Genomic DNA, 22,456 nt, shown 5'->3' with positions numbered 1-22,456 from the left:
TATGTTCTACGATGTGTTCGTGAAAGCTGCAGCTAATCATGTGGGGCCGGTCCAGGGCTTAGTGGTAGTGGTAGCTGTCGATTTTTTTCATGTTTTTTCTCTGTCGTGTTGTGATGTTTTTGCTAGAAATTCCCACAATTCCTTTTCAACCCAAGGTTTTTGACACGCCCTTTGCCTTTTCTGGAGTTAAAGTAGAGTTGGTGCCCAAAGGTCATTTTCCAATAATCTTCTTTGATATGGAGAGCCCCGACATTTGCGTGCTGCAAAAGCGGGAGCATGTGGTAAATCGCTAGCCGTTCCTCGGGTGGTACGAAGTATTCAACAGAAGGGAATGTTAGTACAAACATTGGCCTCCCATAGTCACCAAATTCTGATTGAGCGTAGGTGATACTCTGCCATGCGACGCGAGAGAGTTTGCTTTTCTTTTTCTGGATTGGCGATTTAACTTCGACGCCTACCCATCGGGCATCAAAGCCTTGAGTTATTAGTGCCTCGGATGGGTATAGTAGATAGTCCACTATTACAGGGGTATTATCTACTAGAAAACGTCCTTCGACTTCTGGGATAATCTTAAAGAATTGGGCCAAATGGGTTTCAAGTAGAGCCTTTAAATCCGGCTCATTCATTTGTCGCAAATCTTGAATCATGAAGATTTCTTGGTCTTGGCAAACGGAAGGTAATTGGGTCTGGAGAGGCAGGCTTATGGCGTAGCAAGGCCAAGGTCCATGTAAATCTTGGAACAAGCTTCTTTGGTAAAAGGCCACAGTTTTGCGGTTTTTTGGCGTCGTCTAGATGCCTGATAATAAATGAACAGGATGGCGGGTTGGCGGTAGAGGACGTCGTCCTTGGCGTGGTCTCGAATTGTTTGGGCAAGAAACCCATTTGCATCGAAGAAATCAACCAAGTCGCGCATAGACACGTCTGGCGCTTCTGCATACGCATCAAGCAGATACGTATTCAAGGCGCTGTCCGTTGGGCTTATGCCGACAGTGGTTTCGTAGAGGTGAGCAAGGTTTAGAATTTGCTCATCTAATTTCTTCGAGGCTGCTCCCATCTCCTGCTCTACTTCGCAATAAATTTGATCCAACAATTCAGTCAAGGCGACGGCCTGGGCACATTTGCGTTTGACTTCGGGTGAGGCTTCCAAGGTCTTTTGCTTGTATACCCAAGAGTGCATGGTCTCGGCCCAAGCGTGTTGCGTTAACGATCTTACCTGTATTTCGCAAGTCGTGTCCACTGGGACACTATGTGGGCCAATTTCTATTGGGCTACTCGGTGAAACGAGGAAATGTTCAGATTGATAGCCAAACACCTCGGGGCGCTCAATTCTTTCCTGTTCAAAATCACGATCAATTTGGACATCCCACCCAGGAATACCGCTGATAATCTCGTTTACAACATCTACCGCGAGGGTGTTGAGGACCACGAAGCGGACGCCCACTTTGTCCGTGATTTCCTTATATGGGTTTTGGTATGGTTTTTCGCGGTAAAAAGCTTTGGTGCGGAGACTTTCCGGGTCTTTGGTTCGTGGGGTGGCCGGGATCTTGATAAACTTGCTCAAATCCAAGGAAGATTCTTGAAGTCCAGTACACACGGTGTCTCTGACTGTGTTGCCCCAAGCTTCATACAAGGGCTGCTCCCGCTCCCATAGTTCCAGTAGCTCTTTTTCGCCCATCGTGTCCGCCTAGTTGCCGCTTTTCATGTCTGCCTTGACCGTAATCCTGGTCCAATTCTCATCACTGCCTTCTGGCGTGTAAGGCTCGACCTCAACAACATCTCCGAAGGTCTCAGCCGGTCCTGACAACGTTAAGCCTTTACGGAAGTGGATGGTTCGCTTTTCAAAAAGCTTCTTGCATTCCGAAAGGTCCTTGGCGAATGCTGTAACAGGTATTTCGTGTTTTTGACAAAAAGCCTCATAATTATCCCTCGTATCTTCATCTACGAAATAGTCGTTGGCGAATTCTGATGGACAGATTGTGGCATTTTGGCTTGTTTTTACATACGAAATTAAGGCTGAGCGCAAATCAAATTTCTTTTCTTCTGGTAGTGGCAACCTAGAAATGAACTGCCTAGTCCTAACCACGAAGTCATGAGTTAACTTTGCCACTTTCTTAAGATGGGAAAGGCCGAGAAAGCCTTGGTAAAAATATGCCGCTGCTTGGGAGGTCTGCTTTTTGGTAATATTTTTGTCGTACAGAAAATATTCGTATTCCGGGTCACTCCCATTCTTGGATGGCATTTCAACGAACATGCCTATCTTGTAAACTTTCGATTCGCGGGTAAGGAATAATTTTTTTAAGAATTCTAACTTTTCTCGACCATCTTTCGTTGTGCGATGGAAACCGTCCTGTGGTTCCGCTTTGAGGTAGCCAATAAAAGGACGCCCCGGATTTTGTACCGTACCGCTAAAGACAATCAGCAACCCACCTGGGATTTGGGTGCGAGTTTGAGCGTCTGTCAATTTGGTGGCTGCTTCTTCGGATATTTTTATGAATTCACTATTTGAAGATGCCAGCAGCTTTCCAGTGAGTTCAAAAGCCGATCCTGAGCCGGTGTTGGTGCACGCCATTTCGACACTTTTCCCTCCAGCTCCAAATGCTTCGGTGACACGATTCCGAAAGGTTGTGTCAGCGGCTCTGTCCAGTTTTTCAAGGGTGTCGCCCAAGTTCGGAGGCACTAAGCCGTCGGGGGTACGCTGTTTGACTTCGTGGACAACCATTCGTGTCAGTCTTAGATTGTAGCACTCCATGGAATCTAGTCTCCTTATGAATCAACAGTTGGCGTGGCTGCTATGCAGAGTGAAAAAAATACAGCTTTCGGCGTAGGATAGTATTGTTCAATTGTTCATGTGTCAATTTGGGGTGGGGGGGGTGATCCAAATACATCTAGATTTTACCCACAGTGCAGTCGGAAGGTCGGGAACCGTTCCAATCTGCGATTAGTTTTTCACGCCCGTCATTTTGGTACCACTGTTTAAGTCGCTTTTGCGTTTTTTGGGGTAGCCCACCTGATAGCAAAGCGCAGTCTTTAATAGCATACGACGCTGAATCTTTGTTTATGGTTACATGAAAATGAGGTGGGGCGTGTTCATTAATCCGAATCTCCACTTTGGCCCCGGAAACGAACCCTGAGTTTTTGCCCAGGACAATAAAGTCTGTGTTTCTTTGTCGCGGAGGCCTAGAGGGGCGAGTCAGGAAGGAGTCCAGATATTTTTTGAGTGAAAGCTCTAAGTCTGTCGAATTTGCCATTTGTGATCTACCTCCCATTTTTATATAGAATATCAAGTATCACGACGCGTAGGCTTTGTGAACATTTAGGTGGGGTAGATTTAAGAATATGGTATAAAAAATGGTGTAAAAATAAAACTCTATTTTCTATCTATTTAAAATATAGAGATAAAAAAATACTTTTCTGATTCCTCCCTCTCCGCCAGTTATTTCAAAGGCTTATCTCGAAAGAGGTGAGCCCTTTCTTTTGCTCAACGGAGGTCTCTCCGACTAAGTTCCACCATTATCCATTGTCTAAGTTTCGTATGAGATGCTGCTTGCCTTTTGAGCAATTTCGCTAACGTGTTCTCCGTTTATTGTCTCAGGACTTCTTCGTGTAGATAAACAGGACTATCGGGTCCGCCCCGTATTCGTCGTCAGCCTTGAGACCCATTTCCAGCAACCAGGACATGGTGAGCTTGGCGTGGTCTCCGGAAGCCATCTTGTAACGGGCTGCATGGCGGTTGCCGGAGGTGTCCCGGTCAGAGCCTTCCTCCTCGATCCCCACATACCAGTTTGCATTTTGGCCGCCATAGTGGCTTATGTGGCGCATGGCCTTTTCTGCCGCCGCCCTATCTACTTTGGGTTCAGTTGAGTTGCTCATATTTCGTTATCTCTCGGGAGTATCCTGTTCTGTTGATTTCTGTTGGATCGGGCCGAGTAGCTTCACGATTTCATCGGATTTTACGCGTTCGAATTTTTGGTTAAATTCTGTTTCCTCGCGACAGAACAGCCGTTGGCTTTCCACCGGTTGGTACAGGATCATTTCCTGGTCGTCCTGCGCATTGGTGGCATTGGTTACCGTGCCCAGGGTGAAATAGAGATTACCGTTCTTTTTGTTTCGAAAAAGGGCCATGAGAAGACCTCCGTCTATTCTTGCCGGACTATCATCGGGGGAAAGCCCTGATGTCGTGAGCCTGTGTATCGTATTGATGGAAGTGAGAGCAAGTGCCTCGTTTTGTCCAATATTGTCGTTTGCGACATAGGCGGATAGGGTAATTGTGGTGTTTCGTTTCATATATGTCTTTTCGGGGGAAGCCGGTAATTCACTTTGACAGGCAATGTTGCTATGAGACCCCATGAAATCATGTGCGGATCTCCCCTCCATACTTGACGCGGTCAGCTACGCCCTGGTCGCCCTCGACCTGAACTGCCACGTTCTGTACCTCAATAAGAGCGCAACGCGCTTCCTGCAGTCCCGAGGAAGAGCCGTTGCCGATTATATCGGCCATCCGAGCGACAGCCTGCTGCCCCTGGCCACGCCCAAGGCGCGCGAGGCCATGGCCGGACCGGATTTCCAAAAAGGGGAAGGGCGCATCGTAGCCAAGGGCAAGGAGCTGTTTTACGAGATTACCCCGCTGATGATCGACAACAAGCTGGCCGGTTCCGTGGTCAGCCTGCAACGCCCCGAGCGCTACGAGGAGCTCGCTTGCAACCTGGAGACCTACCAGAATATGGCCCGCCAGCTCCAAACCATATTCCAGGCCTCCAGCGACGGCATCTGGGTCACCGACGGCAACGGCGTCATTCTGGACATCAACAAGGCTTCCGAGCGGCTCAACGCCATTGACCGGGAATCCCTCATCGGAACCAACGTACGGGACCTCCTGGACAAGGGAATCGTCGACGATGCGGTGACCTTGCACGTCATGCGGAGCAAGCGCCAGCGCACCATCATTCAGTATATTCAGAGTACCGGGAAGCAACTGCTGGTCACCGGTACTCCGGCCTTCGACGACAAGGGAGAGCTTTTTCTCGTGGTGCTCAATGAACGGGATATCACCGACCTCAACGAGTTGCGAGAGAACCTGGAAGAAGCCCGGCGAGCCCAGGCAAAGGTCCAGGAAGAGCTGGACGGTTTGACCATGCTTGAATTCGAGCATGGAGGGGTGGTGGCGGAGTCAAAGTCCATGCGCGAGGTCTTGACCACCTGTCTGCGGCTCTCCAAGCTGGAGTCCACCACCATACTGCTCCTCGGCGACTCCGGGACCGGCAAGGGGCTGTTGGCTCGATTCATCCACAAGAGCGGTCCCTACAAGCAGAAACCCTTTATTTCGGTAAACTGTGCAGCCCTCCCGGAATCCCTCTTTGAGGCGGAGCTCTTCGGGTATGAAAAGGGCGCTTTCACAGGTGCGGTGGAAGCGGGGCGAATCGGGCTCATCGAATTGGCCGGAGAGGGCACGCTGTTTCTCGACGAGGTGGGGGAGCTTGCCCCGGCCAGTCAGGCCAAGTTGCTCAAATGTCTGGATGAAAGAGAATACCTGCCGCTCGGTGCGGGGAAGCCCAAACTGCTTCGCTGCAATATCATAGCCGCTACCAACAGAGACCTGGATGCCATGGTCCAGGCCAAACGGTTCCGCAAGGATCTGCTCTACAGGTTGAATACCTTTTCCGTTTCCATTCCTCCATTGAGGATGCGTCCCGAGGATCTCTTCGAGTTGGTCACGCTCATTCTCAGGGAGTGCAACAAGAAATACGAAACCAACAAGCGAATCACCTCGAAGCTGCTCGACCGGCTGCAGCAGTATGATTTTCCGGGCAACGTTCGTGAACTCAAGGGACTGTTGCGAAAGGCGGTGGTCATGGCCAACGGCGAGGTCATCGACGACTTCATCATTGAACTGCTCCAGTCGGACACCTCGCTGGAAGAAAGCCAGAGCCGGGAAACTCTGATTGAAGCAGTGGATGCGGTGGAAAGGAAGATGTTGACGAAGGCGCGAGCGACCTGTTCCGGGACACGGGAAATGGCGTCCCTGCTCGGGGTGAGTCAGCCCACGATTGTGCGAAAATTAAAAAAACACGGTATTTCACCGCCTCGGTCCAATAGCCTTTCGGAGTGATTCGTTTGTGAATCGAAATGGTTTTTCTCAGGAGCAGTGTCAAAAAAGAATGTAAAATTTAAATAACCAGCTTGGATGATAGCAGTTTTTATATTTCATCTTGTCGCTGCAATTTTCTTTCTTGAATGAAACCACTCTTTCTTCCCACGATTTTCTTCTAATGATTCAAAAGTGAATCGCAATACATCGAAAATATCAGGCCTTTTTGATTCATTTTTGAATCGAAATTGTGTTTTTTTAGCTGATGGTTTTTTTAACATGCTGAAATAATGATGAATACTCAATAAGGAACAACGTGTGCTTAATAGGCTCTACCGATTTTATACAAAGAGGTTAGCAACCATAATCAATCAGGAGAATTCTCCATGAGCCAAGTTAAGCAGGATTTATTGAACAGACGGGCAAAGGCTGTTGCCAAGGGTGTTTCCACGGGAACGGTCGTAGCCGTCAAGGCCGAAGGCGCAATCATTACTGATGTCGACGGCAAGGAATATATCGACTTTGCGGGAGGCATCGGCGTGGTCAACGTCGGGCACAACAACCCCAGGGTCGTGGAAGCCATCAAGAAGCAGGCGGACAATATTCTCCATACCTGTTTTCACGTGGCTATGTATGAGGAGTACATCGCCTTGTGCGAGAAGCTGATCGAGATCGCCCCGGGTGATTTCGAGAAGCGGGCGGCCCTCTTCAACAGTGGCGCCGAGGCGGTGGAGAACGCCATCAAGATCGCCCGGCATGCCACCGGCAAACAAGGCGTCATGGTTTTCGAGAATGCCTTCCACGGCCGTACTCTGCTGACCATGTCCCTCACCAGCAAGATCAAGCCGTACAAGCTCGGCTTCGGTCCTTACGCTCCCGAGATTTATCGAATCCCTCCCGCCTATTGCTATCGCTGTCCCCTTGGTCGGGAATATCCTACCTGCGACATCGGCTGCGCGGACCTGCTGAGCAAATCGTTCATCGGCAGGGCGGCCGCCGAGAACCTGGCCTGCGTCATCGCGGAACCCGTCATGGGTGAGGGCGGATTCATTGCGCCGCCCAAGGAATACTTCCCTAAGATCCAGAATATCTGCCGTGAAAACGACATCCTGTTCATCGCCGACGAGGTGCAGTCCGGTTTCGGTCGTACCGGCCGGATGCTCGCCATGGAGCATTGGGGCGTGGTGCCCGATCTCACGGTCATGGCCAAGTCCATGGGAGGAGGCATGCCCATCTCCGCAGTGGCCGGTCGGGCCGACATCATGGATGCCCCGCACGTGGGCGGCCTTGGCGGAACCTACGGTGGAAATCCGGTCTGCGCGTCTGCGGCGCTGGCCGCCATCGCGGCCCTCGAGGAAGACAACCTCATTCAGAAGGGAGCCGAACTCGGAGACAAGCTTGTCAACCGTTTCAAGGAACTGCAGGAGCGACACGCCATCATCGGCGAGGTCCGGGGCAAGGGACCCATGCTGGCCCTTGAACTGGTTCTCGACCCCAAGACCAAGGAACCCGCCCCGGCCAAGGCCAAGGAGCTTGTCTCCTACTGTCTGGACAAGGGGCTCATCCTGCTTTCCTGCGGCAACTTCGGGAACGTCATCCGTACCCTGATGCCGCTGGTCATCACCGAGGAACAACTGGAGAAGGCTCTGTCCATCATGGACGAGGGGCTTGCTTCCATTTCCCAGTAACTAACCGTTTATTCAAGGAGAGAGAGAAATGAAACGGGTTTACCTGCTGGTGCTCGGGCTCGCCATGAGCCTGCTGCTTCCGTCCCTGGCCGTAGCTGAAACGATCGTCAAGGTCGGTAACATCCTGCCCCTGTCCGGACCTTCCGCCTCGGTCGGTATGCAAGGCAAGCAGGCGCGCGAAATGGCCATTGAGGAGATCAATGCCGCAGGCGGCATCAAATCCCTCGGTGGCGCAAAGCTTGAGTTGCTCTTTGCTGACTCCAAGTCCGATCCCAACGTCGGCGTGACCGAGGCCGAGCGCCTGATCAACACGGAAAAGGTCAATGTCCTCACCGGCGCCTGGAACTCCGGCGTCACCTATCCCTCCACAGCTGTGGCGAGCGCTACGGCGTTCCCTACATCGTGCCCGTGTCCGTGCGTGACACCATCACCGAGCGCGGCTTCAAGAACGTCTTCCGCATCGCGGCCAAGGACTCCTGGTGGACCCGTGATCAGTTCGCCTTCCTCGACGACATGAAGAAGGAGTTCGGCGAAGAGCTCAAGACCGTGGCGTTCGTTTATGAAAACGGCGACTGGGGCACTGGCTTCGACGCCCAGTGGAAGGTCCTGGCTGAGCAGAACGGATACAAGGTGGTTCTGGACGAGCCGTATCCTTCTTCCGCAACCGATCTGACCCCGGTTGTGAACAAGATCCGCCGCGCCCGTCCCGACGTGCTCATGCTCGTTTCCAACGCCGCCGACGCAATCCTGCTGACCAACACTCTGGCCGACTACAAGGTCAGCCCCAAGGTGATCATCGGTTCCGGCGGCGGCCATGCCGACCCGACCTTCCTGTCCGGTTGCGGCGACAATGCCAAGTACATCTTCGACATCGTGGAATGGGAGGCCGACGTGAACAAGCCCGGCGCCCAGGAGGTCAACGCCAAGTACAAGGCCACGTACGGCAACAACCTCACCGGTGAGGCCGTTGACGCCTATGTGGCCATGTACGTCCTGGCAGACGCCCTGGAGCGTGCCGGTTCCCTGGAACCCGACGCCATCCGCAAGGCCCTGTCCGAGACCGACTACAACTCCGGGCGCGGCATGATCGCCACGTACGAGTCCGTGCAGTTCGACGAGTCCGGCCAGAACAAGAACGCGGCCCTGTCCGTCGTCCAGATCAACGACGTTGGCAACGGCCTGGAGCGTATTACCGTGTGGCCCAAGAACGCCCGCCGCGCCGGATACACTCCTGTCTTCCCCATGCCCAAGAAGTAAGCTCAACGCATCATGACGGGGACGGGGGCGCAAGCCCCTGTCCCCCAACTCCCGGGAGTCTTTCATGGACTTGGTTTTCTTTGCCCAGGACTGCATCAACGGCATCCTCATGGGCCTCATCTACGGCCTGGTCGCGCTGGGCCTGACCCTGATCTTCGGTGTGTTGAAAGTCATCAACTTCGCCCACGGGTCATTCATCATGGTCGGCATGTTCGTGGCCTATTGGGCCGTCTGCCTGACCGGGCTGCACCCCTATCTGGCTTTGGTCATCGTTATCCCGGCCATGTTCCTGTTCGGCTACTGGACCCAGAAGCTGCTTATTCGGCCGATCTTCATCGCGGAGCGCGACGTCCGGGAGCCGACCACGGTTATCGTGGTGACCACGGGCATGTGGTACGTGCTGGATAACCTGGCTCTGCTCGTCTTCGGCCCCGACTACCGCGCCCTGGCCCCCAATCCGCTCAAGGGGCAGATGCTCAGCTACGGTGAGATATTCATATCCGTGCCCAAGCTCTACGGGGCCATTGCCTCCGTAGCCACTGCCGGGGCTCTCTTCTGGTTCCTTCAGAAGACCCGCATGGGGAGGGCCATTCGGGCAACCAGCCTCGACCGGGGAGCGGCCAGCCTGATGGGCATCGACCAATGGAAAATTTTCAATATCGCCATGGGCATCGGGACGGCCATTGCCGGTATATCCGGTGCGGTGCTGACCCCGTTCTACAACGTCTACCCCTCCGTGGGCATCCCGTTTGACGTCAAGTCCTTCGTCATCGTGGTCCTCGGCGGGTTGGGCTCCATCTGGGGGGCGCTCGTGGGCGGCGTCATTGTCGGATTGGTCGAATCCGTGGGACCTAACTTCATGACCTCAACGTGGACTGAAGCCATTGTCTACGGCCTTTTCCTGCTCGTGCTCTTTGTGAAGCCGTCGGGACTTTTCGGCCAGAAGCACGACTGGTAAAAAAACGAGCGAAAAATGACACAATACGAATTAAAGCGAAACTGTCTGGCCGGCCTTCTCGTGGCGGCGTTCGCGCTGCCGTTGGTGATCAGCAGCCCGACCTATCTGCATATCCTGATCATGCTTTTCCTTTTCGCCTATATGACGACCTCATGGAACCTGGTGGGCGGCTTTGCCGGGGTTCTGCCCCTGGGGCACGCCGTGTTCGTGGGCATTGGGGCGTATACCTCCACGGTTCTTTGGCTGCAGTACTCGATCAGCCCATGGATCGGCATGATCGTTGGCGGTCTGCTGGCGGCTGTGGTCGGTTACCTGATCGGCAAACCCACATTGAAGATGCGAGGCGCCTACTTCGCGCTGTCCACCATGGCCTTTGTGGAAGGCGTTCGGGTAATGGTCGAGAATATCGACATGCTCGGCCCCTTCAAGCTCAACGGGCCGCGCGGGCTGAACATCCCGCCCCTTTCTGCGGACCAGTCAGGGTTCTGGGCCTTCCAGTTCTCGTCCAAGGAGCCCTATTACTACATCGCCCTGATCATGCTGGTTCTGGTGCTGGCCCTGACCTACTACATCGCCAACTCCAAGTTCGGGTACTACCTCAAGGCGGGCGGCGAGGAGCCGGAAGCGGCCCAGGCCCTAGGCGCGAACATTGCGTCCTACAAGGTCGCAGCCAACTCCCTCTCGGCTTTCCTGACGGCCCTGGCGGGTACCTTCCTGGCGCAGATGACTCTGTTCATCTACCCCAAGAGCGTGCTGACCCTGGACATGTCCTTCGAGTTGGCCTTTATCGCCCTGATCGGCGGACGCGGCTCCATTGCCGGGCCCGTCATCGGCGCGCTACTGCTCCGGCCGGTCAGTGAGTTCAGCCGGGTCTACTTCTCGGATTCCCTCCCGGGATTGCACCTGATCATTCTCGGCGTCGTTCTGATCGTCGTCATGCTGTATCAACCGCGCGGACTGACCGAGCCTTTGCTCAGGCTGTTCGACCGCGTCACCGCCCGCTTTACGGCTGAAGGAAAGGAGGCTGAGGCATGAGTCTGCTCGAAATCAAAGACATGACCAAACAGTTCGGCGGCCTGACCGCCGTGGACAGCCTGGATCTGTCCATCGGCCGGGGAGAAATCCTCGGGCTCATCGGCCCCAACGGCGCGGGCAAGTCCACGGCCTTCAACTGCGTGGCAGGGGTGTTCCCTCCCACCAACGGCTCCATAGTCTTCGACGGAGAGGACATCACCGGGCAGTCGCCCTGGGACCTTTGCAAAAAGGGGATGGGCCGGACGTTCCAGATCGTGAAGCCCTTCAATGCCCTGACCGCCCTGGAAAACGTGATGGTCGGTGCGTTCGCCACGACAAGCAAGCGCAACGAGGCCGAGGAGAAGAGCGCGGAAGTCCTCGACATGCTCGGCATGGGTGACAAGAAGGAACTCAAGCCTGGAGCCATGACCATCGCCGACCGCAAACGGCTGGAAATAGCCAAGGCGCTGGCCACGGACCCCAAGCTGCTCCTGCTGGACGAGGTCATGGCGGGGCTCCGTCCCACCGAAGTGGACGAGGTCATAGAGATCATCCGTTCGCTCAAGGAAAGCGGCATGACCATCTTCGTCATTGAGCACATCATGCGCGCCATCATGGCCCTTTCCGACGAGATCGTGGTTATCCAGTTCGGCAAGAAAATCTGCCAGGGCGTGCCGGAAGTGGTCGCCAATGATGAAAACGTAATCAAGGCTTATCTGGGAGAGGACTATGCCGCTGCTTGATGTAAAGGATATCAACGTATCTTACGGCGATGTTCAGGTCCTGTACGATCTGTCCATCGCGGTCGAGGAAGGCGAGGTCGTGTCGATCATCGGCGGCAACGGCGCCGGCAAGTCCACGCTGCTGAAGACCGTCTCCGGGTTGATGTCGGCTTCGTCGGGGACTGTCGAATTCGCGGGGCAGGCCCTTCACACCCTGCCTCCCGAGGGGGCCGTCAACGCCGGGCTGGTCCAGGTGCCGGAGGGGCGGCGTCTGTTCACCCTGATGACCGTGCGTGACAATCTCATGGCCGGAGCGCACAACAAGGCTGCCTTTGCGGAACGCCGGAAAACACTGGAGGAGGTCTACGCCATGTTTCCCAGGCTCAAAGAGCGGGAAAGCCAACTGGCCATGACCCTCTCCGGCGGGGAGCAGCAGATGGTCGCCATCGGCCGGGGGCTCATGGCCAAGCCGAAAATGCTCATGCTCGACGAACCCTCCCTGGGGTTGGCCCCGGTGTTGATCAAGGAAATTTTCCAAACCATTCGGCAGATCGCCGACAAGGGGCTGACGGTCCTTCTTGTGGAGCAGGATGTGAACCACTCCCTTAACCTTTCGGAACGCGGGTACGTGTTGGAGCACGGCAGGATAGCCATGCAGGGCGCGGCCAGTGAACTATTGGTGGACCCCTATGTGAAAGAGGCTTACCTGGGAATATAGTCCTGACTGCCCTCCGAACGGGGGATGCACGGCGGCTGCCGTTTGCGGGACTTCAACCTGGTTCAATTATTATAAAAGGAGCTAAACATGGCAATCCAGAGCATGAATCCGGCCACCGGAGAAGTGCTTTCCACTTTTGAGGAATACACCCCTGAACAGACCGCAGGCATTCTTGCTGATACCGCCAGTGCATGGATGTCCTGGCGTGAAACGACATATGCCGAAAGGGCGTCTCGGCTGCAGCGTGCCGCCGAAATACTTCGCGAAAAGCAGTCCGCCCTGGCGGAGATCATGGCCCTGGAGATGGGGAAACCCGTCCGCCAGGGGAGGGGGGAAGTGGTCAAATGCGCGGCGGTCTGCGACTACTACGCGCAGGAAGGGGAGGCTTTGCTCGCTCCCATGCCCATCGAAGGCGTCGGACGCTCGGCGTATGTCCGCTTTGAGCCCTTGGGAACACTGCTGACGGTCATGCCCTGGAACTTCCCCTTTTGGCAGGTTTTCCGCATTGCGGCTCCCTCCCTGATGGCAGGCAACGCCGTGGTGCTCAAGCATGCCTCCAACGTGCCCCAGTGCGCACTGGCCATAGAAGAGATCTTCAAGGAAGCGGGCTTTCCCGAAAACATCTTCCGTACATTGCTCATTGGGGCGCGCCAGGTCGAGGCCGTACTGGATGCGCCCTCGGTCTTCGCGGTCAGTCTGACCGGCAGCGAACACGCGGGCATGAAGGTGGCATCGGCTGCCGGGGCTCGGCTGAAGAAATCGGTCATGGAATTGGGAGGCAGCGATCCCTTCATCGTCCTGCCCGACGCCGACCTGGACGAAGCGGTGAAGACCGCAACCCTCTCCCGTTGCGGCAATACTGGCCAGACATGCATCGCGGCCAAGCGGTTCATTGTCCTTGATGCGGTGTATGATGAATTCGTCACCCGCCTCAAGGCGTCCATGTCCGCTCTGGTCATGGGCGATCCCCTGGCCGAAGGCACGGACATGGGCCCGATGTCCTCGGCTCCCCTCCGCGAGGAGTTGCAGGGACAGGTGGACCGGTGCATCGAGGCCGGGGGCAAGGCTGTGCTCGGCGGGGCCATCCCCAGCGGGACAGGTTGCTACTATCCGCCGACCATCATCACCGACGTGCCGACCGAGGCCGGAGTCTGCCGGGAAGAGCTGTTCGGCCCGGTGGCGCTCGTCTTCAAGGTCTCGTCCGAGGATGAGGCCATCGCGCTGGCCAATGACACTCCCTTTGGCCTGGGAGGATCCATCTGGTCCGCGGACGAGGCAAAAGCCGCGCTTATGGCCACCCGTGTCCGCACGGGGTGCGTTTTCATCAACAGTCTGGTGCGCAGCGACGTTCACCTGCCTTTCGGCGGCGTGGGTAATTCCGGCTACGGCAGGGAGTTGGGCTCCTACGGCATCAGGGAATTCACCAATATCAAATCTATTTGCATAGGCTGATCCAGGCTTTCCTGACGCTCTCGATACAGAGCTTCGGGCGGGTTTTCAGCCTTGCTCCTCCACACCCCGGCACACTCTCTGTGTGCCGGGGGATGTCTTTTTGAGCGTCATGACGGCATGCTCGACTTTTTTTGGCCAGCTGAGGAAAAGGGTGGCGTCAGGTCGTCAAGTCTCCGTGAGAGGTGGCGTTTGGAAGCTTGTCTGTTTGACTCCGTAGCGCGCTGATGCTGGGCGGAAATTCGTTCTTGTTGTTTTTGAAGAATGTAAAATACACTTTGAAGGTATAGTAGCGTTGCTGATCTGGTGAGATTGTGTGTTGATTTGATCCTTTGATACTTTTCGTGCTGTATATCATAAGATATGTTGCCTGCCGATTGTATGTCGTGATAATCCGTAGTGGAATTATTTTACATCAGTGGAAAATAGAAACCGCTTGACCTCTGCCTTCTTGAAAGCGTACCTCCGAAGCTTTCGAAGGCAACGATTGCGTTCTCTTGTCCCGGGGATACGGGAAGAGGGCTTTACCTTCGAGGCTGCAACTAGATTTAAGCTGGTCCCATGCCTGACCTGCAATGGCGCTCTCAATGCACTCTTGCGGGTGGACGACATGGACGGTGAACGCTGCCTCCGCATGGCAACTGTCGGAAAAGATAATGACTTCCTATAAACTCGATGCATATGGTGACGGCTGGGAAGAGCCGGATGAAAGTCTCTGGAAGACGACGGCTGAAGGCTATGACGACTGGATCGCCAATGAATTCCAGGATCAGTACGAAATTAATTGGAGCGTCCTTTCGCAACACATGGACCCGGCTCTCAGGCTGCTTGATGTGGGTTGCGGACCGGGAAGTCTGAGCATTCGTCTTTCGCAGTACTGCCATGAGGTATGGGGCGTGGATCTGACGCCCGAGATGGTCGAGATCGCGGAGCGGAAGTCGGAAACCGAGCCTGGTAACGCTTTTTTCCTTGAGGCCGATGCATGCGATCTGCCCTTTGAAAGCCACAGCTTTGATACCGTGATGAGCGTCAACGCACTGCAGACGATGGATCAGCCGGAGATGGCGCTCATGGAGATGAATCGTGTGCTCAAGCCCGGCGGCGAACTCCTGCTCATTACCTATTGCTATGGCGATTCAAGCGTTACGGATAATGCCTCCTTGTTGAACTGGATTGTCAAATACGGCGGGAAGGCCATGTGGCACAGCTTCAAGTTGCCCCAACTTGAGACTCTCCTTCAGGCCAGGGGATTCGAGGTTATCGAGGCCAGAAAAATATGGGAGGAGCCGGTGGTGGGGTTTCTCCGGGCACGGTCGATTTTTTCTTGATCGTTTTACGAAGTCGTGGGCGTGTTTTTCGCCCGTAACCACGTTGTCGGATTGCAAAGGCTTGTCTGTTTCAGACGAGCCTTTTTTGTGTTCCTCGGGTCGTTCAAAATTCTGAGTGTCAGCTTCCAACTGCTGAGTGATATTGTATCTTATCCATTGGAAAAACGTATTTATCATTTACTGGCCTTTGGCGTAGCCTGATAAGGGTAACAGAAAATGAAGGGGCAATTAGAGGTTGCCGGGAAGTGGAAAAAACGGCTATTTCTCGGCTCCCCTCCGCTGTGTCTACGGATGTGGGTGTCGGTTCAATAGATGGTTGTTTTGGAGATTGAATGAAGATTCGCAGGTCGGTCGGCATACGTTTCAAGCTGATTACCATATTCGTGCTGATTAAAGTGCTGCCGCTCATGGCACTGTCGTGGATTGCATGGACCGGGATAATGGAACTCGGTGAAAGCCTCCGGGAAAAGATTGATCATCTGTCGGCCCAGACGCAGGGCGTCATCGGGCAGGTAAGCGATCTGGCCGTTGCAAGTTCCATTCGCGCTCTGGACATCAAGTCGCGTGACAACATTGAGCGTCTGACGACCGATACGGCCCGTGCAGTGGCGGCCTTTCTCTATGCGCGGGACAATGACATCCGCGTGGCCGCGAATCTGCCTGCCCGTGCTGACGAATATCGCCGCTTTCTCGCACCCAACCTGCGCAAGGTGATTATGCACAGGCCCTGGGTGATGAACGAAGCCGGGGATGCATGGGTCCCGGCGGAAGGGCCGAGGGAGAACTCTCCCGCGGTGACGGCGGAGAATGAGGACAACGCCAAAGATTTTCATTACCGTCCCCCCGAGGACCACGGTATCAGCGTTCAGCGGCCTCTTTATCTTGAAATGACTTTTGTTGACCTTAACGGCAACGAGAAGATCAAGGTCACCACCTCCGACCTCCTGCCTCCCGAGAAGAAGAATATTTCAGATCCGGCCAATACCTATTGCAAGGCCGAACGCTATTTTGACGAACTTAAGCGGCTCAAGCCCGGTGAGATATATGTTTCGGAGGTGATAGGTCCCCATCTGAAAAGCCCGGTCATTGGCGCCTACACGCGCCGGCGGGCGGAAGAGAGGGGGATTCCCTTCAAGCCGGAAGAGGCGGCCTATGCGGGCAAGGAAAATCCCGTGGGCAAACGGTTCCGTGGGCTTATCCGCTGGGCCACGCCGGTTGTTCGTAATGGAAAAGTCACGGGGTGGGTGACCCTCGCCTTGGACCATACGCACGTCATGGAGTTTTCCGACCACCTTGTCCCGACCGAAGAGCGGTATTCGCCCATCTCCGATGCGGGGTCCGGCAATTATGCCTTTATTTGGGATTATAAGGATCGCAACATCTCCCACCCCAGGGATTACTTCATTGCCGGGTATGATCCCGAAACAGGGCAGCGCGCCACACCCTGGCTCGAGGAACTCATGTTCGAGGACCTGCGCGAGAGCGGCCTGTCTTTCGAGGAGTGGGTAAAGGGCGCGCCGGTGATGCAGGAGCAGACGCTCAAGAAGAAGCCATCCAGGGAGTTGACCCGCCAGGGTATGCTCGGTCTGGACTGCCGTTATCTCAATTTCGCGCCGCAATGTCAGGGGTGGTACAACCTTACCAAGGACGGCGGCTCCGGTTCGTTCGTCATTTTCTGGAGTGGGCTCTGGAAGCTCACCACTGCCGCCGCAATTCCGTATTTTACCGGAAGATACGGAAGTACCCCGCGTGGTTTCGGATTCGTGACCATCGGGGCCAACGTGCGTGAATTCCACAAGGCCGCTTCAGAAACGGGCGACAAGATCGGAAGCATGGCGTCAACCTATGAGAAAGAGATGGCGGTCCAGAACGAGGCCGCCCAGACTAACCTCAAGCGGTCGTTGCGGCTGACTGCCGAACAGATATCCTACTCCACCCTGGCCATGATCGCGATCGTCATACTGATTGCCATATGGATGGCCTCGACTTTGACCAGGAAAATTACCTCGATGATCGAGGGGATACGCCGGTTCAAAAGCGGCGATATGGAGCAGCGCCTCGCCGTCACATCCAACGATGAAATCGGTCAGCTTGCCCAGACGTTCAATGAGATGTCCGATAATATCCAGAAGCTCGTCGAGGATCTCCGACAGGCTGAGACAAAGTACCGCGGCTTTTTCGAAAATTCTACAGAGGGTATCTATCGGAGCCGGGCCAACGGTGAGATCGTCAACGTTAATCCCGCGTTCGTCAGGTTGTTCGGGTTCTCGTCAAAGGAAGAGATGATGTCTTCCGTCAGGCACATTGGCGAAGACCTCTATGTCGATCCGAGGCGCAGGGAAGAATTGGTCGAGCTGTTGCATCGCGAGGGCAAGGTCAGGAATTTCGAATACGACGTGCGGCGCAGGGACGGTGAAGTCAGAACGCTTCAGACCTCCTGTTACTGGGTAGAGGACACTGACGGCCAGTGGTACATGGAGGGCATGTCCACGGATGTTACTGAGCGTAAAATGGCCCTGGAGGCGCTGAAAGACGCCAAGGACAAGGCTGAACAATTGAGCCAGATGAAGTCGAACTTCCTGTCCATGGTCTCCCATGAGTTGCGCACGCCGCTGACCGCCATTATTGGTTTCACCAAACTGACGAGAAAGAACCTCTCGGACCTGATCGGAAAGGCTTCGCGTGAAGAGATGCCGGACAAGCTCCTGAAGCGGATGAAAGAGAATACCAGCGTCATCATCTCCGAAGGCGACAGGCTGACGGAACTCATCAATAACGTGCTCGACCTGGCGAAGCTGGAGGCGGGGTATTTCGAATGGCATTTCGCCACGATTTCACTCCGGGAAGTCCTGGAGCGCAGCATAGCCTCGACAACGGTCCTGTTTGACGGGAAGAATGTGGCTTTTGAAAGTGAGATAGATCCCGACGTGCCGGAAATCGTCGGAGACTTCGATCGGCTGGTGCAGGTTTGCATAAACCTGATCGCCAATGCCGCCAAATTTACCGAGCAGGGGCGGGTGGTCTGTAAGGCTCACGTCGAGGGAGATAACGTTGTGGTTCGTGTCTGCGACACGGGCTCCGGGGTTTCCATGGAAGATGCCGAAGCCATTTTCGACAAGTTCAGACAGCTTGGCGATACTCTGACAGATAAGCCTAAGGGTACCGGTCTCGGCCTTCCCATTTCCCGGGAGATCGTGGAGCATCACGGCGGTCGGATCTGGTGCGAGCCCAACCCCGGCGGGGGAAGCGTCTTTGCCTTCTGTATCCCGCTTAATTGGAAGTCCGGGAAGTAGCGGCGGCGTCCGCTGGACTATTGGTTTCAGGTCGGCGTCTGACCTCTTTTGATGACTTGCCCTGCGGTGCCTCTTGTTTTTCCTGGGCCATCCGGTCATGCTTCGTTGTGTCGGAATGCCTGGACGCCTTTTCGGTTCGCCTGCTTCATTCGGTCTTACATGCGAGGGCTATTCTGATAGGTGCTATCAGACTGTGGGGAATTTCTCCTCATGGAGAGAGGAAGGCAGGGACTATCGGTTGGGAAGCAGGAAAAGGATTCGGCGGACTCCGGAGGGCTGGCCTCTGGAGTCCGCCGTTTTAGTTGCGTTTACATTGCGTTGTTGTAGATGGCGGCCACTTCGGCGTCAGTGGCGGTGCGCGGGTTGGTGAACCGGCAGATGTCCAATTGGGCGTTGGAGGTCATTGTCGGGATGTCCTCCGCCTTGACTTCCTTGCCGTAGCGCTTGCCGAGTTCGACCAGAGTGCTCGGGATGCCGACGTCTTCCGAGAGCTGCTTGATGGCCTTGATGGCCAGTTCAGCGGCGTCGCGGGGCGACATGCCTGCGGTGTTCTCACCCATCATCTCCGCCATTTCAGCGAATTCCTCGACCTTGGCGATCAGGTTGAACTGCTCCACGTGGGGCAGCAGCAGGGCGTTGCACTCGCCGTGCGGCAGGTTGTAGAAGCCGCCGAGCTGGTGCGCCATGGAGTGCACGTAGCCCAAGCTCGCGTTGTTGAAGGCCATGCCAGCCAGATATTGAGCGAAGCACATGCCTTCCCTGGCCACCAGGTCCTGTCCGTTGGCAACGGCCTTGCGCAGGAACTTGAAGACCAGCTTGATGGCTTCAATGGCGCAGGCGTTGGTCATGGGGTTGGCGATGGTGGAGACGTAGGCCTCAACGGCATGGGTCAAGGCATCCATGCCAGTGGCGGCGGTCAGCGCCGGAGGCATGCCGACCATGAGCACCGGGTCGTCGATGGCGATGCCGGGGGTGACGCGCCAGTCCGCGATGGCCATCTTCACGTGACGGGAGGTGTCGGTGATGACCGCAAAACGCGTCATCTCCGAGGCCGTGCCCGCCGTGGTGTTGACGGCAAGGTAGGGCATCAGCGGCTTGGTGGCCTTGTCCACGCCTTCGTAGTCGTGGATCTTGCCGCCATTGGAAACGAGCAGGGCGATACCCTTGCCGCAGTCATGAGACGAACCGCCGCCTAGGGTGATCAGGCTGTCGCAGCCATTTTTCTTGAAGAGCTCAACTCCATCGTGGACATTTGTGTCGGTGGGGTTGGGAACGGTCTCGTCGTATACCACGTAAGACATGGACGCCTCGTCCAGCAGATCGGTGACCTGCTTGCAGATGCCAGCGGCAACAACGCCCTTGTCGGTGACGAGCAGCGGCTTGGTGCCGCCCAGATCCTTGATCTTCGCGGGGATCTCTTTTGATGCGCCGATGCCGATCAATGTCATGCTGGGAATAAAAAAGCCGTAAACTTGTTCCTGAACTGCCATTACTTCCTCCTAAGGTTTACTGGGGTTGTTCTAGTAACAGATCAACATTGCCAATACAGATGCATGAAATGTCAATTGACATACCGTGGAGTCTGTATCCTGCTTGAATGGCATTGCCGTGGTGCGTCCCCTACCTCGATACTGCTGCGAAACATAAAACCATCGGCCTGAGGGGATACACTGCAATGGCGTAACATTCAGTTAACGGTTGTTTCCCATTGAGCAAGAGCCGGGCCAAAATGCTGTTGTTTTTTTAAATTGAACTTTATTTCAATATTTCAATTAAATATAGGAATAGGGGTGGAGTGGGGAGAGAGCGTTTGGATGTCCAGAAACTGAACATGTCCACTGGACATGTCGTTGATCTGGACACAATGGCCACCGCAAAGAACAGCCCTGTCCGGTAGGCCGTTCACAGGGGGAATTAGCCGGACAGGGCGGACGCAGTCGCTGGTGGTAAAGGAGCGCCTTATTGGTCCCGGAAGGTGTCCACCTCAATGCTGTACTGCTTGAGCTTTGTGTACAGCGTGGTGCGGGAGATGTTGAGAATGGATGAGGCGCGCCGCAGGTTGCCTCCGGTTTCGCGCAGGGTGTCCAGGATGAGCGCCTTCTGAATGCCCTTGAGCGACATGGCGGGCGAAGATGGGGAGAGCGGGCTTCTGACCATGTCGGATACGATCTCCTGTGGCAGGTCGGGCATATCGATGGTGTCGCCCCTGGCCACGTTCACCAGCCGCTCGATGCAGTTTTCCAGTTCGCGTACATTGCCGGGCCAGGGGTAGGCATCCAGCGCCTCCATGGCCTCCCGCGACAGCCGCAGGTGCTTTTTGCGGAGGGTGGCGGCGAACTTTTTAAGGAATACCCTGGTCAGCAATTCCACGTCGCCTTCGCGGTGGCGCAGGGGCGGGATGTTGATGGTGAGTACGTTAAGGCGGTAATACAGGTCTTCGCGAAACGCCTTGTTGCGAACTGCGGCGGGCAGATCCTTGTTGGTGGCGGCGATGATGCGCACGTCGATACGCTTGGCCTGCTTGCCACCAAGGCGGGTGACCTCGCTTTCCTGGAGTAGTCGGAGCAGGCTGACCTGGGCCTCCAGGGGCATTTCTCCGATCTCGTCGAGGAACAGGGTGCCGCCGTCGGCCAGTTCGAATTTGCCAGGGCTGCCCTCCTTGAGCGCGCCGGAAAACGCACCGGCCACATAACCGAACAATTCGCTTTGCACCAGGTTGCGCGGCAGGGCTCCGCAGTTGACCACCACGAACGGGTTCCTGCGCCGGTCACTGGCGTTGTGGATGGCCTGGGCGAAGAGTTCCTTGCCCGTGCCGGACTCGCCGATAAGCAGGGTCGTGGCGTCGCTCTGGGATGCTACTCGGGTAAGGCGCAGGGTTTCGTGCAGGGAGTCGGCCGCACCCACGATGTTGTCAAAGGTGTAGACGGCCTTGGCTCCGGCCACCCTGGCGGCGTAGTTGCGCATGCGCTTGACCTCGCGCAGGGTCAGGATGACGCCCGTTTCGCCGAAGGGCACGCAGGACAGGGCGCAGGAGAGCTTGCCCTCCCGCAGTTGGAACGCGACCTCACGGTCATGAAAGGACGCCCGGTGGGTCAGGATGGACTGCAGCAGACTGCTGGACAGGATGTGCGCCTGGATGTTGTCTCCGACAGGTGGCTTGCTCAGGCCGAGCATTTGGCATGCCTGACGATTGATGTTGGTGACAACTCCATCGCTGGCGAGCACGACCACCCCCTCGTCCAGCAACTCCATGATGACCTTTTGGTTGCGCACGAGGCTGCGCAGTCGCAGGTGCTCTTCGATGGCGTGGGCCGCCGCCTCCACCAGGCCCAAGGTGTGCTGATGAAAATTTTCCGTGTTGATGGCCAGGTTGATGGCGCCGATAAACTGACCGTCGGCATTGTAGATGGGCGCGGCGGAACAGCTGAGGTAGTGCAGCGTGGCGCTGTAGTGCTCGGAGGCGATGACGTGGACCGCCTTCTTTTCGATGATGCACAGGCCCATGCCGTTGGTGCCGATCGTAGCCTCGTCGCAACGCCGTCCCGGAACGCCGTAAGGCACGTTCTCCAGGTCCTGGATCGTGGCCGAGGCGTGGAGCACCAGCCCCGTGGTGTCGACCAGGGTGACCACGCTCTTGGAGAGGTGGATGGAGTGCGCGAGCTTGTCCATGAGGTGTTTGGCGCTCTCCACCAGGTTCCTGTTCTCGGCCGTGGCCTGCTCCAGGGCCGGGACGTCAATGGGACACAGGGGCAGGGCCTGGCTGGGGAGTCTGGCCTCGCGGCACCGTTTCCATGAGGCGAGGATCATCGGGCGCACTACGAGCGTGTCCACGGGGTAGCCTGCCTGGAATTGCCGCCACTGCGCGTTGACGCAGGCTTTGTGCTCCTTGGAAAGAGGAGGATATAGTATCTTTTTCATGGGTTAACCTTGAATGGTACTGTCTG

At 55.7% G+C, this 22,456-nt stretch carries 17 protein-coding genes and 1 pseudogene; 10 read left to right on the top strand and 8 right to left on the bottom strand.

All coding sequences use genetic code 11. The features are described 5' to 3' along the window. Positions 1–122 precede the first annotated feature (122 nt). The 6 genes from GM415_RS15995 to GM415_RS15970 form a co-directional block, all read right to left on the bottom strand. Positions 123–647: a hypothetical protein gene (locus GM415_RS15995; RefSeq protein ID WP_158949957.1), complete on the bottom strand. Its 525-nt coding sequence runs from the start codon at positions 645–647 to the stop codon at positions 123–125. A gap of 53 nt (positions 648–700) precedes the next feature. After that, the gene (locus GM415_RS15990) at positions 701–1,675 is read right to left on the bottom strand and encodes a GTP pyrophosphokinase (protein ID WP_158949955.1); all 975 of its coding nucleotides are present in this window, start codon (positions 1,673–1,675) and stop codon (positions 701–703) included. 9 nt (positions 1,676–1,684) lie between these two features. After that, positions 1,685–2,749 (bottom strand): nucleoid-associated protein, encoded by a 1,065-nt coding sequence (locus GM415_RS15985; protein WP_158949953.1) that lies wholly within the window; start codon positions 2,747–2,749, stop codon positions 1,685–1,687. Between the two features lie 136 nt (positions 2,750–2,885). Continuing rightward, a complete protein-coding gene (locus GM415_RS18265) occupies positions 2,886–3,248 on the bottom strand; it encodes a DUF4160 domain-containing protein (RefSeq protein WP_158949951.1) in 363 nt (120 codons plus the stop codon). Positions 3,249–3,588: 340 nt separating this feature from the next. Continuing rightward, on the bottom strand, positions 3,589–3,870 hold the full coding sequence (locus GM415_RS15975) for a hypothetical protein (protein ID WP_158949949.1): 282 nt from the start codon (positions 3,868–3,870) through the stop codon (positions 3,589–3,591). 6 nt (positions 3,871–3,876) lie between these two features. Beyond that, complete coding sequence (locus tag GM415_RS15970; RefSeq protein ID WP_158949947.1) at positions 3,877–4,284, bottom strand: hypothetical protein; 408 nt, start codon at positions 4,282–4,284, stop codon at positions 3,877–3,879. A gap of 61 nt (positions 4,285–4,345) precedes the next feature. Here GM415_RS15970 and GM415_RS15965 point away from each other — a divergent pair, with 61 nt between their 5' ends. The 10 genes and pseudogenes from GM415_RS15965 (at position 4,346) to GM415_RS15920 (ending at position 18,512) form a co-directional block, all read left to right on the top strand. After that, on the top strand, positions 4,346–6,106 hold the full coding sequence (locus GM415_RS15965) for a sigma 54-interacting transcriptional regulator (RefSeq protein WP_158949945.1): 1,761 nt from the start codon (positions 4,346–4,348) through the stop codon (positions 6,104–6,106). A 365-nt stretch (positions 6,107–6,471) separates the two neighbouring features. After that, positions 6,472–7,773: a 4-aminobutyrate--2-oxoglutarate transaminase gene (gene gabT / locus GM415_RS15960; RefSeq protein ID WP_158949943.1), complete on the top strand. Its 1,302-nt coding sequence runs from the start codon at positions 6,472–6,474 to the stop codon at positions 7,771–7,773. 28 nt (positions 7,774–7,801) lie between these two features. Next, positions 7,802–9,030, top strand: a pseudogene (locus GM415_RS15955) (ABC transporter substrate-binding protein). A 64-nt stretch (positions 9,031–9,094) separates the two neighbouring features. After that, the gene (locus GM415_RS15950) at positions 9,095–9,988 is read left to right on the top strand and encodes a branched-chain amino acid ABC transporter permease (RefSeq protein WP_158949942.1); all 894 of its coding nucleotides are present in this window, start codon (positions 9,095–9,097) and stop codon (positions 9,986–9,988) included. A 15-nt stretch (positions 9,989–10,003) separates the two neighbouring features. Further along, on the top strand, positions 10,004–11,023 hold the full coding sequence (locus GM415_RS15945; RefSeq protein WP_158949940.1) for a branched-chain amino acid ABC transporter permease: 1,020 nt from the start codon (positions 10,004–10,006) through the stop codon (positions 11,021–11,023). Continuing rightward, positions 11,020–11,745, top strand: coding sequence for an ABC transporter ATP-binding protein (locus GM415_RS15940; RefSeq protein WP_158949938.1), 726 nt, complete (start codon positions 11,020–11,022; stop codon positions 11,743–11,745). Before GM415_RS15945 ends, GM415_RS15940 begins: the two co-directional genes overlap by 4 nt. Continuing rightward, entirely contained in the window at positions 11,732–12,442 is a 711-nt protein-coding gene (locus tag GM415_RS15935) for an ABC transporter ATP-binding protein (RefSeq protein WP_158949936.1), read from the top strand. The genes GM415_RS15940 and GM415_RS15935 overlap by 14 nt, the downstream gene beginning before the upstream one ends. Positions 12,443–12,529: 87 nt before the next feature. Next, positions 12,530–13,894, top strand: a complete 1,365-nt coding sequence (locus GM415_RS15930; protein WP_158949934.1) for an NAD-dependent succinate-semialdehyde dehydrogenase — start codon at positions 12,530–12,532, stop codon at positions 13,892–13,894. 653 nt (positions 13,895–14,547) lie between these two features. Beyond that, positions 14,548–15,219 (top strand): class I SAM-dependent methyltransferase, encoded by a 672-nt coding sequence (locus GM415_RS15925; protein ID WP_158949932.1) that lies wholly within the window; start codon positions 14,548–14,550, stop codon positions 15,217–15,219. Positions 15,220–15,551: 332 nt separating this feature from the next. Continuing rightward, positions 15,552–18,512 carry an ATP-binding protein gene (locus GM415_RS15920; RefSeq protein ID WP_158949930.1) on the top strand — a complete coding sequence of 987 codons (2,961 nt, stop codon included), beginning with the start codon at positions 15,552–15,554 and terminating at the stop codon, positions 18,510–18,512. A gap of 308 nt (positions 18,513–18,820) precedes the next feature. Here the strand turns inward: GM415_RS15920 and GM415_RS15915 are convergent, their stop codons facing one another. Together GM415_RS15915 and GM415_RS15910 are read right to left on the bottom strand one after the other, a co-directional pair. Further along, on the bottom strand, positions 18,821–20,002 hold the full coding sequence (locus GM415_RS15915; protein WP_158949928.1) for an iron-containing alcohol dehydrogenase: 1,182 nt from the start codon (positions 20,000–20,002) through the stop codon (positions 18,821–18,823). 469 nt (positions 20,003–20,471) lie between these two features. Continuing rightward, positions 20,472–22,430: a sigma-54-dependent Fis family transcriptional regulator gene (locus GM415_RS15910; RefSeq protein WP_158949926.1), complete on the bottom strand. Its 1,959-nt coding sequence runs from the start codon at positions 22,428–22,430 to the stop codon at positions 20,472–20,474. Positions 22,431–22,456: the final 26 nt, after the last annotated feature.

Source organism: Pseudodesulfovibrio cashew (assembly GCF_009762795.1).
Taxonomy (GTDB): Bacteria; Desulfobacterota; Desulfovibrionia; order Desulfovibrionales; family Desulfovibrionaceae; genus Pseudodesulfovibrio; species Pseudodesulfovibrio cashew.
This window is presented reverse-complemented; position numbering and strand designations above follow the sequence as displayed.

Bases quoted from the DNA above. Each gene is read 5' to 3' on its own strand.
- GM415_RS15930 (WP_158949934.1), top strand. From the start codon at position 12,530: ATGGCAATCCAGAGCATGAATCCGGCCACCGGAGAAGTGCTTTCCACT.
- GM415_RS15935 (WP_158949936.1), top strand. From the start codon at position 11,732: ATGCCGCTGCTTGATGTAAAGGATATCAACGTATCTTACGGCGATGTT.
- GM415_RS15965 (WP_158949945.1), top strand. From the start codon at position 4,346: ATGAAATCATGTGCGGATCTCCCCTCCATACTTGACGCGGTCAGCTAC.
- GM415_RS15970 (WP_158949947.1), bottom strand. From the start codon at position 4,284: ATGAAACGAAACACCACAATTACCCTATCCGCCTATGTCGCAAACGAC.
- GM415_RS18265 (WP_158949951.1), bottom strand. From the start codon at position 3,248: ATGGCAAATTCGACAGACTTAGAGCTTTCACTCAAAAAATATCTGGAC.
- GM415_RS15985 (WP_158949953.1), bottom strand. From the start codon at position 2,749: ATGGAGTGCTACAATCTAAGACTGACACGAATGGTTGTCCACGAAGTC.
- GM415_RS15940 (WP_158949938.1), top strand. From the start codon at position 11,020: ATGAGTCTGCTCGAAATCAAAGACATGACCAAACAGTTCGGCGGCCTG.
- GM415_RS15950 (WP_158949942.1), top strand. From the start codon at position 9,095: ATGGACTTGGTTTTCTTTGCCCAGGACTGCATCAACGGCATCCTCATG.
- GM415_RS15925 (WP_158949932.1), top strand. From the start codon at position 14,548: ATGACTTCCTATAAACTCGATGCATATGGTGACGGCTGGGAAGAGCCG.
- GM415_RS15995 (WP_158949957.1), bottom strand. From the start codon at position 647: ATGATTCAAGATTTGCGACAAATGAATGAGCCGGATTTAAAGGCTCTA.
- GM415_RS15945 (WP_158949940.1), top strand. From the start codon at position 10,004: ATGACACAATACGAATTAAAGCGAAACTGTCTGGCCGGCCTTCTCGTG.
- gabT (WP_158949943.1), top strand. From the start codon at position 6,472: ATGAGCCAAGTTAAGCAGGATTTATTGAACAGACGGGCAAAGGCTGTT.
- GM415_RS15990 (WP_158949955.1), bottom strand. From the start codon at position 1,675: ATGGGCGAAAAAGAGCTACTGGAACTATGGGAGCGGGAGCAGCCCTTG.
- GM415_RS15920 (WP_158949930.1), top strand. From the start codon at position 15,552: ATGAAGATTCGCAGGTCGGTCGGCATACGTTTCAAGCTGATTACCATA.
- GM415_RS15915 (WP_158949928.1), bottom strand. From the start codon at position 20,002: ATGGCAGTTCAGGAACAAGTTTACGGCTTTTTTATTCCCAGCATGACA.
- GM415_RS15975 (WP_158949949.1), bottom strand. From the start codon at position 3,870: ATGAGCAACTCAACTGAACCCAAAGTAGATAGGGCGGCGGCAGAAAAG.
- GM415_RS15910 (WP_158949926.1), bottom strand. From the start codon at position 22,430: ATGAAAAAGATACTATATCCTCCTCTTTCCAAGGAGCACAAAGCCTGC.